The sequence below is a fragment of the Paenibacillus sp. FSL R7-269 genome, from assembly GCF_000517865.1.
Taxonomy (GTDB): domain Bacteria; phylum Bacillota; class Bacilli; order Paenibacillales; family Paenibacillaceae; genus Paenibacillus_AQ.
Window position 1 is genome coordinate 118,366 of record NZ_ASPS01000025.1, and the last position, 14,245, is coordinate 132,610.

Here is a 14,245-nt window from a genome sequence, read left to right on the forward strand (position 1 = left end):
ATCGTTTGTACCCCCTTAGGAAAAGGGTTTTTGAAAAGTTTGTCGAAATTTTCCGGTAGAGGGACATTTGTCATTGCTTCTTCGGATGGCCCTACTATAACTACGCAATTGTGATGCGCGAAAGGGAAGGCCTCCATGTTTTCTTTTATCCGAACCAGACTGATTGCCCGTATTCTCTGTGTTATGACTTTAGTGATTCTCTGCATTACAGCAGGCAATGCTGCCATTCAGTGGGTGAACACCGGATCAGCGGTTAAAGGGACGATCAGCAGCTACAACATGAGTATTGCCAGCCATTATGTGACGCAGATTGATGCCGGGCGCTACAGTGAATTCCTGGCCGATCCGCAGGAGTCGGACCTGTATTGGTTGCTCCGCCATGAACTGGATCAGTTCCGGAAGTCGATTGGTGCCCGTTATGTATATTTTGTGCGGATTGATGATGCCCGCCAGCCGCAGCTGATGATTGACGGCAGGCCGGAGGGAGACCCGCTGGCTTCGGGGATTAATGAGAGTACCGATATGCCAGCGGCCGCAGTTACGGCTGTACTTGCCGGAGAGAATGCCAGCACGCCGCTGATCAGTAATCCCGAATACGGGGATTATATCTCGGCATTCGTTCCAATGAAGGACACCACTGGGAAGCTGGTCGGGGCGCTGGGCATTGATACGGATGTTGCTGTACTGAGTACGCTGACCCGTGATGTCCTGATTGAGAGCCTGCCGCTCTATAGTATTATTCTAGCGCTGTCTCTGGGCGCACTCGCGGTGCTGGCATGGTTCGTCTCCCGGTCCTTGCGTCCGCTGGTGACGATTACAGAGAGCGCGGGCACGCTGGCCGAAGGGGATCTCGCCGGGGCTGCCCGCATCCTGCATGCCCGTCCGGTCACCTCCCGGGATGAGATTGGCAGGGCTTATCAGGCAATGCTCCAGATGTCGGGGGATCTGAATGCCAGAGTGAAGGGGATGGTATCCGGGGTGTCTACCGCATCCGACAGCCTCTACGGCTCCTCCGAGACCTTCGCCAGGAATGCCGATGATGTGCTGAAGATGAGTGAGACGGTGAGCGGCAGAATCAGCGATATCTATGCCGGTGCTAACTCGCAGACGGAAGGCGCACAGAGCAGCGCTGTGGCTATGGATGAGATGGCGCTGGGCATCTCGCGTATTTCGGAGGCCTCGGCTGCGGTCTCGGAATTCGCAGTCAAGGCGCTGGACATTGCAGAGGCGTCCCAGACGGCCATGAACCATACGAACCAGCAGATGAAGTCGATCTCCGTATCTACCGGGGAGACGCTGGATATCGTGCTGAAGCTGCAAGGCTATACCGATGAGATTGAGGGCGCGCTGGCTGCGATCAGGGAGTCTGCGGATCAGACAAAGCTGCTTGCGCTGAATGCCTCGATTGAAGCGGCACGTGCGGGGGAGCACGGCAGGGGATTCACTGTCGTAGCCGGTGAAGTGCGCAAGCTGGCAGAAGGTTCCGCAGCCTCGGCCGAGCGGGTGGCTGAGCTGCTGTTGCATATCAGCCAGGCTTCGGCGAGCATCGGGGTTCAGATGACGGAAGCGTCCGCTGAAGTGAAGGAAGGGGTGCGGATGTCAGCCGAAGCGGAGGCTGCTCTGCTGGAGGCCTCCGCCGCCTTCCGGGAGGTGGCCGGACAGATCGTTGATGTGTCGGCGACAGCGGAGCAGCTCTCCGCTGGCTCGGAGGAGGTTGCGGCAGCGGTGGGCAGTATGGCCGATATTGCCGGAGAGGTCTCGGAGCAGACCCGGGAGATCCGTGAGCTGACCGATCTGCAATTGGCGCGTATCAAAGAAGTCTATGAGGCTTCGCTGAGCGTCAGCGCGAGTACGGGCGATCTGCGGGAGGCCATCCGGCAGGTGAATGTATAGGGAGATAGGGGACGGTAGGTGTGATCTATACTGCCCGGATTGGATACAGGATTAGCAGATGTTATACCCTCCAGCTTTCAAAAGTGTCCGACTATTGGTATGATTACAAGGGATGTGAACATCTATTACCGATTATATGGAGGAATTGAACATGAGTGAAACTACAATATCCGGGATTATTGATCATACGCTGCTGAAGGCAGATGCCCGTAAAGATGATATTATCAAGCTTGCTGAAGAGGCAAAAGCCTACAAATTCGCCTCTGTGTGTGTGAATCCGGCATGGGTCGCCACGGCGCATGCCGTGCTGAAGGATACACCGGAAGTGAAGGTATGTACAGTAATCGGCTTCCCGCTGGGGGCATCGACGCCTGAGTCGAAGGCTTTTGAGACGAAGGATGCCATTGCGAACGGTGCCGGTGAGGTGGATATGGTCATTAATATCGGCGCACTAAAGGATGGCAATGACGAACTAGTGAAGCGCGATATGGTTGCAGTAGTCGAAGCCGCGCGCGGCAAAGCGCTGACCAAGGTCATTATTGAGGCCTGCCTGCTGACTGAAGAGGAGAAGGTCCGTGCCTGCAAGCTTGCTGTAGAAGCGGGCGCAGACTTCGTGAAGACTTCGACCGGCTTCTCGACCGGCGGGGCAACGAAGGAAGATATCGCCCTGATGCGGGCAACGGTAGGCCCTGAGATCGGCGTGAAGGCCTCCGGCGGTGTACGCAGCGCGGAAGACGCCCTCGTGATGATCGGCGCAGGCGCCAGCCGGATCGGAACCAGCGGCGGCGTAGCGATTGCCAAGGGCGAGCAGAGCCAGAGCGGCTACTAAGCCGAAGTAAGCTAAATACACACAGAAACGGCTGAGGCCTCCTTGAGTTCAAGGGAGCCTCAGCCGTTTTCTGCTTGTGGGAAGTAGGGAAGGTGGATTTCCTCCAACTATTAATGATCAAATGAGTGCTGCCGTTCCACTACATAAATTAATTGTATTTAAGAGTACTTAACAAATTAATAAAAGTTATATAAAAAGGATATATAACCATAGCACCAATAGCAAGGAGTCCATGCACTGGAGGAACCATTTCAGCAGGATTAACATTTGGCCATATTGTGGTAAAAACAAATACGAAAATGGCGAAGTATGGCAACCATAAAATTGCCGTGAAATAATTTAATTTAGATGCTTTAAAATGCTTGTTGGTATAAAAAATGAAGAAAGCCGTACCTAATATAAAAAATATTATATTAAAAATTGAGACCAATCTATTTGTAAAAACGAAATCTAAACCAGTTGTCCTACTCAATCTATTTACATTCCCCATTAATTGCAATTCAATAAATAATAATAAAGCATACATACAACTGATACTATTCAGCTTTAGCATAATTAATCACCTCACTCCACTTCCATACATACTCTAGGTGGACAATTTTATGAATGATCTATGGTTGAGGGGCAAGGCAGTAGGCATTATTGAAGGTTGATTTCCAGGGAATGAATTATGTAGCCTTGGCTAATGTCAACTGGCTTTTGACGGTATGAAAAAACAAGGACACTGTGGGTTTTAGCAGGTCCTTGTTTTTTTTATTGTACGTGGGCCAAATATATGCGTAAAACAGAATACAAGGGGCGCTGCTGGGATGACGTATAAGCCGCATGTTCCCCAGCCAGGAACATTTTTAGAGAAATCCTGCAAAAAGTGCAGCAATACTGCCCAATAGAAGCGGTCTGTACCGAAAACCTGTACGAAATACAACAAAGTCAGCGCTAACTTGCTCTCTGTACTGAAATTTGTGCAAATAATGCAACACTCTACTACAATCAGTAAAAGTTGTAGAAGAATCCTGCAAAACATGCAACAATGCTCTCTATATAACTGATCGGTGAGAGAGAAATGGCTGGATATGCCACCAGAAAGTGATAAGACACCAGTATTATTTACCGCAGGGGGATTTTATTCTGCAGATTGCTAGTATTAGCTCCTCTATTAGTGGGCAAAACCGAAAGTTCTGTTTGATTTCCCGCTACCCCCTAGACCAGCCCCTTATCCATTGCCTTGCCGATCAGCGTGGCGAACAGGCTGTTGGACCAGGCGAACCACTCGCGCGAGAAGTCAGCCGGATCATCCGGGTGGAAGCCTTCGTGCATATAGCCGGTATCGGCATCGGTCCGGATCAGCATATCGATCAGCTCCTTGATCTCCTCATCGTTATCCGCCGTCAGTGCCTGCATGGATAGCGCCATATGCCACACATAACCGCCCGGCGTATGCGGACTGCCGATGCCCTTGGCGTGCTTGCCCTCGAAATAGAACGGGTTGTCGAAGCTGAGCGCGAACCGGCGGGTATTCTGATAGATCTCATCCTCCACGCCAACATACCCAATATAAGGAATAGAGATCAGCCCCGGGGTTCCGGCATCGTCCATCAGTGAGTAGTTGCCGTAGCCATCTGTCTCATAGGCGTAGATTCTGCCGTATTTCGGATGGGTTACGATGCCGTAGGTACGGATGCCGAAGTCGATATCTTTGCGGAGCTTCGCCGCTCTGGCTGCCAGCCGCTCATCCTTATATACCTCAGTTGCCATCTCGCCAATATATCCCAGAATAACCACAGCGAACATATTCGAAGGAATGTTGTAGCCGAATTCGCAGCTATCATCGCTTGGGCGGAAGCCCGACCAGCTCATCCCCGTATAGTTGACCGGCATTCCCCGGCCGTCATTCTGCAAGGTCTCGGTATCTTTCAGCGTCTGGCGGACGAAGTGGTACGGGGACTTCTCCCCGTGGCGCTGCTCGGTCTCAATCGTGTTCACAATCGAGGTCAGCGCCTGATAGCAGGCAGCATCGAAGATATCGGTCTGCTCCGCTTCCTTCCAGTACATATAAGCCAGCTGAACGACGAAGCAGAGGGAGTCCAGCTCATATTTGCGTTCCCACATCCACGGGTTCAGGTTACAGTCGTCCGTATCGCGGTAATGCTTGTCGCTTGCCGTCTCGTTGAAGGCGTTGGTGTACGGATCAATATTCACATAGAACATCTGGCGGGCAATCAGGCCGCGGAGAATCCGCTGCAATTCAGGGTCATGCTTGGCAAAAGGAATATAGTGCCGCACCTGCTCCGTCGAATCGCGCAGCCACATGGCCGGAATATCGCCGGTGAACACGAAGGTCGTGCCGTCCTCCAGCAGCTTGGTTGTAGTCTCCAGTGTGTTCGGGAAGCAGTTGCGGAACAACTGCTGCAGTTTCGGGTGATGCGCAAGCCGTTCATCGGCCTCATTCAGATAGGCGGTAATGGAAGCTGGCAGATTCATGATGTAATTCCTCCTGGCATAGTGAATTTAGGATTGTGCGGATTTTAGAGCATAGGTGACAATTTGAGCTTTACCGACAGAGTGGCGTAGAGTGCCTGCTTCCAGGGCTTCCTGCTGTTTGCGCCGTTCCAGAATATCACTGGCATGGATGGCCTTCACGGGAAAATGCGGCGTAAGCGCGAGCTCCTGCTCTGCTCCCGCCAGGTTGTACCAGCGTAGAATGAGGTCCTCATGGTCTGCGGACATTTTGAAGGCGGACAGCGCCAAAGTGCGGCCCTGCCATTCCAGCGGCTGATAGACCGCAGGGAGGGAACCCTCCTGCCAGCCGGTCTGGACCGTGAACCAAGGTACCTGGTACTGATAGGCCCAGGAGCAGGCCTCCGTCCAGTCCGTATCCCCGGCAAAGGGACAGACCGCGAACTCCACCGTCTGCTCACCAAGACACTGGGCTTCCGGTGTAGGGAACACGCCCCAGTCCCCCAGCTCCGATACGCTGCGCAGCAGGGTAACGGCAATTGCATTGCTGCCGTCCCGCAGCACCTCGTATTCGTTCAGCCCTTTATTGGCTACCAGTAGTCCGGCGCTGCCATCCGACACACTGACATAAGCCTGCTGGTGCTGGGCATTGCTCGGATTGATCCAGTCCGCAGCCGGCTCGATCTCACGTTCAGCAGCTTCGAAGATCGAGTCGGCCCGCAGGGTGGACGCCGCCAGCCCGGTAGGGAAAAGCACACGCAGCCGGTGATCCTTAGCCTGATTATTGAACGCGGCCGAGACCTGAACGCCGGTCCCGCCGGCCTCCAGGCTGATCCGGGTTACAATCCGCAGCGGAGTCTGCTCCGCAGAGCGTCCGGCCTTGCGCTGCCGGAACGGCACCATTCTGCGCTTCTCGTCCTCGAACGAAGCATCGGCGGAAGCGGGAATCGTCCATTCATGCACGATTTCATAGGTGATTCGGTAAGGCTCATGTTCGGCAAGCGAGATCCGGGCAGCGAGTCCCTTGGTCGTCAGTGCAGCATCGCCCTCGGGCTGGCGGAACACATATTCATTGCCGATATCGCCGCAATTCTCATAGACGCCGAGTCCGGTGAAGCTGCGGCCTGTCCGCTTGTCGGCCACATCGTAAGAACCGTCCTCGCGGATCTGGACGGCCAGGAAGCCATTCTCCATCCCCCGTTCCAGCAGCTTAAGCGGACCCGCATCAGCAGCACCGGCAGCTCCAGCGGATGCATCGTCCAGCGCCCCCGTCCAGGCGTAGGTGCTGTAACCAAGCGGTGGTACATGCATGGCCTCGAAGGTCAGCCGGACCATCCGGGCCATATAAGGCTTGCGGAACTGATCGTCCGGCAGCTCATAACCGAACCGGGTGCCCAGATCCTCCGCCCGGCAAGCCACGATCTGCCCTTCGGAGTCCACTAGCCGACCGCCCTCCAGGTCAAGCGGAAGCTGATCCAGCGCTTCGGCAATCGCCGCCGGATTTGGCCCTTCCTTGAAGTAACGCTTGGCGATGATGACCTCCATGCTTACTGTTCCGCTGCGTTCCCAGCCGGTAGTATTGAAGACCGTCACTGGCAGGGCAGATTCGCCCCAGGCCGCTACATTCCGGGTTCCGATCTGAGCGGATACCGCCTTCAGACTCTCTTCAATAATAACTTCGCCGACATGGCGGCTCTTCTCGAAGCGGCTGATCATCTCGCGGTGGACCTCATCCACACTGCAGCCGCAGATGCTGTCATGCGGGTGATTCTGCATCAGGGTCTTCCAGGCATAGGTCAGCAGGGCATGAGGATAAGCCTGTCCGCTGACCAGGTAAGCCAATGCCGCCAGCGGCTCAGCGCCCTTCTCCAGCAGCGTCTGGCCCTGCTTGTTCAGCTGCTTCAGGTAGACGCGGGCGGAAGCGGTATTCACCAGCGTCCCCCAGCCGTCCGTATGCTGGCTGCGCAGCTCGCCATGCACGGTGACCAGGTCCTCAGGCAGCGAAGGCGCCAGCGCTTTCAGGTATTGCTCGAAACTGGAGTGGACAAAGTCTGTGTCCGGGTACAGCTTCCGGGCCGTCTCCAGCGCATCCGCGAGATCACGCTGCACCGGCTGATGATCACAGCCGTTCATGAACAGCAGCTCCGGGGTGGAGGCGTATTTGCCGGCATCCGTGATTTTTTTGCCCCAGAAGACCTTGGCTTCCTCTAGATCTACCGGCACCTCGTTGCCATTGCTGTACCAGTTCGCAAACAGTAGTCCCAGCACAGTCGAGCCATCAGGTGACTCCCAGTACATCTCAGAGTAAGGCGATTCGTAGCTGGTGCTGTTCAGCTCGCCCACCATATTATCGAAGCCCGTCGGCTTCACGCCGCGGCCGAACACCGCAGTCTCAATGTCAGCCTGCTTGAGCAGCTGGGGGGCTTGGCCCATATTGCCGAAGGAATCGGGGAAGTAGCCGAGCTTCGAGATGACGCCATATTTCGCTGCGTCCTGATGGCCAATCAGCAGATTGCGCACATTAGCCTCGGAGCTGGTCAGGAATTCATCCTGGAGCACATACCAGGGGCCGATAACAATCCGGCCTTCACGGATGAAGCGCTCCAGCTGCTCTCTCCGCTCAGGATGAACCTGCAGATAGTCTTCAATAATAATGGTCTGTCCGTCCAGGTGGAAATACCGGTAGCGCTCGTCCTGCTCCAGCGTCTCCAGCAGCTCGTTCATCAGCTTCGCCAGCAGCACATGGTGACGCTCGTAAGGCATATACCATTCCCGGTCCCAATGGGTGTGTGAGATCAGGTGGGCAGTTGTACGGGTCATGACAGAAACCTCCTATATCTTCAGTCGATATTGTAGCGATGGCATTCGTAGCAAATGTTTGCATACCTGCCGGGGGATCACAATATGTAACTTTTGCAGGGGGGAGGAGGGTTCATAATTCACACATTTACGGCAGTAAGCCAGCAGCGGCCCATCGAAGTATTCAGCCCGTAAGTCCCGTAGCAGCGCGGTTTTACACTCCGTTAACATGACAATGCACAACCTACATATTTACGATGTCAGCTTAGTTTCTCTACAATTTGGGATGTAAGCGTTAGCAGGAAAGGCCATAGCAAGAATGCGAAGCGGATACAGATTTATGTGTAATGAAAACTAACATAGAGAGGAGTGGGAGAATGAAGGGGAACAAGTCCCTTGGCAAAAGAATCTGGCAGAATTGGGAGCTCTATCTGTTCATGCTTCCCGCGTTACTGTATTTCTTCATCTTTCATTATGGTCCGATGTACGGCATTCAGATTGCCTTCAAGAACTTCGTACCCTCCAAAGGAATTACAGGCAGCGACTGGGTAGGCTTCGACCATTTCCAACGGTTTTTCAATTCTTATTTCTTCTGGGATCTGCTGTGGAACACGTTCAGCATCAGCTTCTATGAGCTTGCCATCGGGTTTCCGCTGCCGATCATTCTGGCCCTGGCCTTCAATGAGGTCCGCAACGGCCCGTTCAAGAAGTCGGTCCAGACAGTTACTTATGCGCCGCATTTCATTTCGGTGGTCGTCATGGCAGGGATGATTATTACCTTCCTGTCGCCCTCCAGCGGAGTGATTATCCGGTTCATTGAATTCCTGGGCTTCCAGCCCGCACAGTTCCTGACCGATCCGGCCTGGTTCAAGACGGTGTACGTCTTCTCAGGCGTCTGGCAGAGCACGGGGTGGGGGACAATTATCTATCTCGCGGCCCTGTCCGGCGTAGATCCCCAGCTGCATGAAGCGGCCATCGTAGATGGAGCCAGCCGGATCAAGCGGGTACTGCATATCAATCTGCCGACGATTATACCCACGATTACGATCATGCTGATTCTGAACATGGGTAACATTCTGGGCCTGGGCTTCGAGAAAATCCTGCTGCTGCAGAATTCGCTTAATATGGAAGCCTCCGATATCATATCCACCTATGTGTACCGCGCCGGTCTGGTGAACGCCCAATACAGCTTCTCGACCGCTGTCGGATTGTTCAACTCGGTGGTCAATGTAATACTGCTCGTTACCGTCAACCGGATTGCCAAACGCACCAGTGAGAACAGCCTCTGGTAGAAAGGAGTTGAAGTCTTTGGTTACTGCGATGAAAGAATCCAGGGGAGATAAGCTGTTTCTGATCAGCACCTACATCTATCTGTGCCTTGCACTGGTAGTGGTCCTCTATCCGCTGATCTACATCCTCAGCGCGTCTATCAGCTCGCCGCAGGATGTCAATTCGGGCGCCATGTGGCTGTTCCCGAAGAATGTGACGCTGGACGGCTACAAGCTGGTGTTCGAGAACCCGAAGATTTGGAACGGATATCTCAATACCATCATCTATACAGCTGTGGGCACTCTGCTTAATCTGGCGGTTACGCTGCCAGCAGCATATGCGCTCAGCCGGTCTGATTTTGTCGGACGCCAGCTGTTCATGGGTCTCATTCTGTTCACAATGTTCTTCAGCGGAGGTCTGGTGCCGACCTACCTGCTGGTTAAGAACCTGGGCCTCATTAACAGCATGGGGGCGTTGATCCTGCCTGTGGCCGCATCGGTGTGGAACATCGTGGTCGCCCGCACCTTTTTCCAGTCCACGATTCCAAAAGAATTACAAGAAGCGGCCCACATCGACGGCTGTACGAATCTGAAGCTGTTCATCCGCATTATCCTGCCGCTGTCCGCGCCAATTGTCGCCGTGATGGCCCTGTTCTACGGGGTTGGACACTGGAACAGCTATTTCCCGTCCCTGATCTATCTGAACGATGAAGCCAAGTATCCGCTGCAGATGGTGCTGCGCCAGATCCTGGTCCTGCAGGAAATGTCAGCTGAGACCACAGGCGCTGCGATCAACGGTGAGGTAGCTATGGCCATGAATAATAAGGCAGAGACGGCATCGCTGGTCAAATATGGCGTCATCGTCGTCTCGACACTGCCGATTGTGGCGGTCTACCCGTTCCTGCAGCGTTATTTTGTCCAAGGGGTCATGATTGGCTCTGTGAAAGGCTAAAGGTTAAAATGTAATGAACCTAAGGGAGGAATTATTAATGCAGATCACACGTAAACCATGGAATATTCTGCTGTCTTCGGCTGTGATTCTTGGACTGCTGGCTGGTTGCGGGAGCTCCAATGAAGGCACCGCGAATAAGGGTACCGGAGAGGCCACGGTGAACAAGGAGGGCTTCCCGATTGTGAGTGAGCCGATCACCCTGAGCATGATGGCGCCGGATGTGGGCATTCAGAACTGGGAGAACATGCCGGTGCTCCAGCAGATGAAGGAGAAGACCGGGATTACGATGGAATATAAAAATGCGCCGAAGGACAGCTTCGATACCAAAAAGAATCTGGTGTTCGCCAGCGGCGATTACCCGGATATTTTCTACGCTGCCGGTCTGACGACTGCCGAGCAGATGAATTACGGCGAACAGGGCATTCTGATCCCGCTGGAAGACCTGATCGAAGAATATGCCCCGAACTTCAAGGCTTTGCTTGCGGAGAACCCGGATGTGCGCAAATCGATTACCGCTCCGGACGGTCATATCTACTCCCTGCCGGTGGTGGAAATGAGCCAGCACTGGTACCGCAACCCGATGTGGTATAACGGGGACTTCCTGAAGGCCCTGAATATCGATAAGCTGCCTGAAACGACCGAGGAGCTGTACACCTACCTGAAGCGCGTGAAGGAGGAAGATCCGAACGGCAACGGAACTGCCGATGAGATTCCAATCTCCTCAGTGACGACAACGGCTGCGAACCTCCGCGATATCCGTACCTGGCTGCTGGGCGCTTTTGGCATCTATGAAGAAGAAATCTATGTAGACGATGCGGACAAGGTCCACTATACACCGCTTGAAGAAGGCTATAAGGAGTACCTGACGTATATGAACCGTCTCTGGTCCGAGGAGCTGCTGGATCATGAGAGCTTCTCGCAGACGGCGGAGCAGAAGAAGGCCAAGGCGCAGAATAACCGCGTGGCGCTCTTTTCCGACTGGCATGCTTATATGACGAAGGGCGGAGAGCCGTCCATGGCAGATCCGATGTTCGCCCCTGTGCGCAGTGAATCGGTGTCCGCTCCGGCGATTGCCAAGAACAGAGGAATTACGACCGGCGCATTCGCCATTACGAACAGTAACCCTGCACCGGAAGCCTCGCTCCGCTGGGTAGATTACCTCTATTCCTATGAAGGTGCCCTGTTCTTCAACAAAGGGCCGGAGGGAACGCTCTGGGAGTACACCGACAAAGACAACCGTGTGAAGCAATACCTGCCTGTACCGGACGGCAAGGAGATGGAGGATTTCCGGGCCACCTTGACGCCGAACTACGGCATTCCTGCCCCAACCCTGTCCATGGATGATATCAACAAGGGACTCAAGACAGACTTCGACCTCTGGGTAGAGCAGGAGACCAAGCAGAAGCTGCTGGATCGGGGCGCACGGATTCCGTTCCCGGCCCTGTTCCTCACGGTGGAAGAGCAGACAGAAATCAGCAGTCTGAATTCGGACCTGAGCACTTATGTGAAGCAGATGGAAGCGAAGTTCATCACTGGTGCCGAGCCGCTGACCGGCTGGGACAACTATGTCGCAACTGTCAAGAAGATGGGCGGAGAGCGTGTAGCCGAGATCAACCAGGCTGCGTATGACCGCTGGAAGACTAACTAATTCCTCAGGCGCTATCCATTTTCTTCGAACTTTCATTCTCTGAAGTGCCGAGAGTGAGCGGCAGAATGACTAATGCAGAAAGGTGCTGTAAAAATGATCTATAAGGATAAAACGCGGACTGTGGCGGATCGGGTACAGGACCTGCTGCAGCGCATGACACTTGGAGAGAAGGCTGGACAATTAGTCCAGCCTTTCGGCTGGCAGTGCTATGAGAAGCACGCGGACGGAACCACAGGCATGACGGAAGCCTTCAAGCGCCAGGTTGCTACCGGAGGCGTCGGCTCCCTGTACGGGACGCTGCGTGCCGACCCGTGGACCGGAGTCACGCTGGAGACCGGCCTGTCCCCGAAGGAGGGGGCGGAGGCCGTTAATGCCATTCAGGCTTATGCGATGAAGGAGAGCCGGCTTGGCATTCCGATTCTGTTCGGCGAAGAATGCTCCCACGGGCATATGGCGATCGGAGCCACTGTATTTCCGGTGCCGCTTGCACTGGGCAGCATGTGGAACCCGGAGCTGTACCGGGAGATGTGCCGGGTGGTAGCGCTTGAGACCCGCAGCCAGGGCGGAGCGGCGACCTACTCGCCGGTGCTGGATGTGGTGCGTGATCCGCGCTGGGGCCGGACGGAGGAGACCTTCGGCGAAGATCCGTTCCTGATTGCGACTATGGGTGTGGAGGCCGTGAAGGGCTTGCAGGGAGAACGGCTGGACGCGGAGGATTCCGTGCTTGCCACCCTGAAGCACTTCGCCGCCTACGGCAGCTCGGAAGGCGGGCGGAACTCCGCGCCCGTGCATATGGGATTGCGCGAGCTGCATGAGGTTGATCTGTTGCCGTTCCGTAAGGCGGTAGAGGCCGGTGCGCTGTCCATTATGACAGCTTACAACGAGATTGACGGCGTGCCGTGTACGACGAACCGTTATCTTTTGCAGGATGTGCTGCGGGAAGAGTGGGGCTTCGAAGGCTTCGTGATCACGGACTGCGGAGCGCTGGGCATGCTGACGAATGGTCATAACACCGCAAATAGCGGAGAAACAGCTGTAGCGCAGGCACTGCTGGCGGGCATCGATATGGAGATGTCGGGCGAGATGTTCGAGCAGCATATCGCGGCTGCTACCACGCACGGGCGGCTGCAGGAATCCGATCTGGAGCGTGCGGCGGCACGGATTCTGGAGTTGAAGTTCAAGCTTGGGCTGTTCGACCGCCCCTATGCCGATCCTGAGCAGGCGGAGAGCATCATCGGCAAGCCGGAGCACCGCGAGCTGGCCCGGCGGATTGCCGGTGAGAGCATCATCATGCTGAAGAATGAGAACGCAGTGCTGCCGCTAAGTAAGGAGATCCGTAAGCTTGCTGTGATCGGCCCCAATGCGGATGCCCCGTACAACCAGCTTGGCGACTATACCTCGCCGCAGCCCGCAGGCGCGATTATCACCGTGCTGGACGGTATCCGGCAGGCGCTGGGCGGTGGAGCGGACAAGGTCCTGTACGCACCCGGCTGCCGGATCAAGGGCGATTCCCGGGAAGGCTTCACCCCTGCGCTGGCCTGTGCGGCCGAAGCCGATGCGGTGGTGCTGGCGATCGGCGGCTCCAGCGCCAGAGATTTCGGTGAGGGGACGATTGATTTGCTCACCGGCGCTTCTGTTGTGACGGAGCATTCCTGGAGCGACATGGAATGCGGCGAGGGCATCGACCGGTCCACGCTGAATCTGATGGGCGTGCAACTGGAGTTAGCGCAGGAGATCCACAAGCTGGGCAAGCCGCTGATTGTGGTCTATATCAACGGCCGCCCGATTGCCGAGCCTTGGATTGTAGAGCACGCGGACGCCATTCTGGAGGCGTGGTACCCGGGCCAGGAGGGCGGACATGCAATTGCTGACATTCTGTTCGGCGAGGTGAACCCTTCCGGGCGGCTGACGATCAGCATCCCGAAGCATGTCGGCCAGCTGCCCGTGTACTACTATAAGCGGCGGACGAGAGGCAAACGGTATCTGGAGACGGATTTTCACGCTGAATATCCCTTCGGCTATGGTCTTAGCTTCACTGAATTCGGATACAGCAACCTGAAGGTGGAGCCTCCTGTAATCTCTGCGGATGAAGAAGCGCTTGTCTCCGTGGATGTAACTAACAGCGGTGACCGGGCGTGCAGCGAGGTGGTCCAGCTGTATATTTCCGACCTGGCCTCTTCCATTACCCGGCCCGAGAAGCAGCTGAAGGGCTTCCGCAAGATCAGCCTTCAGCCGGGAGACACGCAGACGGTGACGTTCCGTGTAGGCCGGGAGGAGCTGGAGTATGTATCGGCAGATCTGACGCGGATCGTCGAGCCGGGAGAATTCACAGTGATGGCCGGCCCGCACTCCGCAGAGTACCTGAGCGCGCCGCTCCAAGTCAGAGAGGAGGGCTAAGC

8 protein-coding genes are annotated in these 14,245 nt (G+C 55.3%); 6 read left to right on the forward strand and 2 right to left on the reverse strand.

Annotated elements, in window-relative coordinates; all coding sequences use genetic code 11:
- Positions 1 to 135: 135 nt before the first annotated feature.
- Positions 136 to 1,893 (forward strand): methyl-accepting chemotaxis protein, encoded by a 1,758-nt coding sequence (locus C162_RS13070; RefSeq protein WP_036694900.1) that lies wholly within the window; start codon positions 136 to 138, stop codon positions 1,891 to 1,893.
- 151 nt (positions 1,894 to 2,044) lie between these two features.
- Complete coding sequence (gene deoC, locus C162_RS13075; protein ID WP_036694901.1) at positions 2,045 to 2,722, forward strand: deoxyribose-phosphate aldolase; 678 nt, start codon at positions 2,045 to 2,047, stop codon at positions 2,720 to 2,722.
- 1,200 nt (positions 2,723 to 3,922) lie between these two features.
- On the opposite strand, the gene C162_RS13085 is transcribed toward deoC, so the two are convergent.
- Both C162_RS13085 and C162_RS13090 read right to left on the reverse strand, forming a co-directional pair.
- Positions 3,923 to 5,203 carry a glycoside hydrolase family 125 protein gene (locus C162_RS13085; protein WP_051493447.1) on the reverse strand — a complete coding sequence of 427 codons (1,281 nt, stop codon included), beginning with the start codon at positions 5,201 to 5,203 and terminating at the stop codon, positions 3,923 to 3,925.
- A 27-nt stretch (positions 5,204 to 5,230) separates the two neighbouring features.
- On the reverse strand, positions 5,231 to 7,999 hold the full coding sequence (locus C162_RS13090) for an alpha-mannosidase (protein WP_036694905.1): 2,769 nt from the start codon (positions 7,997 to 7,999) through the stop codon (positions 5,231 to 5,233).
- A gap of 356 nt (positions 8,000 to 8,355) precedes the next feature.
- Here C162_RS13090 and C162_RS13095 point away from each other — a divergent pair, with 356 nt between their 5' ends.
- From C162_RS13095 to C162_RS13110, 4 genes are all read left to right on the forward strand, one after another.
- On the forward strand, positions 8,356 to 9,270 hold the full coding sequence (locus C162_RS13095; protein WP_051493448.1) for an ABC transporter permease: 915 nt from the start codon (positions 8,356 to 8,358) through the stop codon (positions 9,268 to 9,270).
- Between the two features lie 16 nt (positions 9,271 to 9,286).
- Positions 9,287 to 10,198 carry a carbohydrate ABC transporter permease gene (locus tag C162_RS13100; RefSeq protein ID WP_036694906.1) on the forward strand — a complete coding sequence of 304 codons (912 nt, stop codon included), beginning with the start codon at positions 9,287 to 9,289 and terminating at the stop codon, positions 10,196 to 10,198.
- Positions 10,199 to 10,235: 37 nt separating this feature from the next.
- On the forward strand, positions 10,236 to 11,846 hold the full coding sequence (locus tag C162_RS13105; protein ID WP_036694907.1) for an extracellular solute-binding protein: 1,611 nt from the start codon (positions 10,236 to 10,238) through the stop codon (positions 11,844 to 11,846).
- Between the two features lie 93 nt (positions 11,847 to 11,939).
- Complete coding sequence (locus tag C162_RS13110; RefSeq protein WP_036694944.1) at positions 11,940 to 14,243, forward strand: glycoside hydrolase family 3 N-terminal domain-containing protein; 2,304 nt, start codon at positions 11,940 to 11,942, stop codon at positions 14,241 to 14,243.
- The last annotated feature ends 2 nt before the right edge of the window (positions 14,244 to 14,245 follow it).

Bases quoted from the DNA above. Each gene is read 5' to 3' on its own strand.
- C162_RS13070 (WP_036694900.1), top strand. From the start codon at position 136: ATGTTTTCTTTTATCCGAACCAGACTGATTGCCCGTATTCTCTGTGTT.
- C162_RS13095 (WP_051493448.1), top strand. From the start codon at position 8,356: ATGAAGGGGAACAAGTCCCTTGGCAAAAGAATCTGGCAGAATTGGGAG.
- C162_RS13105 (WP_036694907.1), top strand. From the start codon at position 10,236: ATGCAGATCACACGTAAACCATGGAATATTCTGCTGTCTTCGGCTGTG.
- C162_RS13110 (WP_036694944.1), top strand. From the start codon at position 11,940: ATGATCTATAAGGATAAAACGCGGACTGTGGCGGATCGGGTACAGGAC.
- C162_RS13090 (WP_036694905.1), bottom strand. From the start codon at position 7,999: ATGACCCGTACAACTGCCCACCTGATCTCACACACCCATTGGGACCGG.
- C162_RS13085 (WP_051493447.1), bottom strand. From the start codon at position 5,203: ATGAATCTGCCAGCTTCCATTACCGCCTATCTGAATGAGGCCGATGAA.
- deoC (WP_036694901.1), top strand. From the start codon at position 2,045: ATGAGTGAAACTACAATATCCGGGATTATTGATCATACGCTGCTGAAG.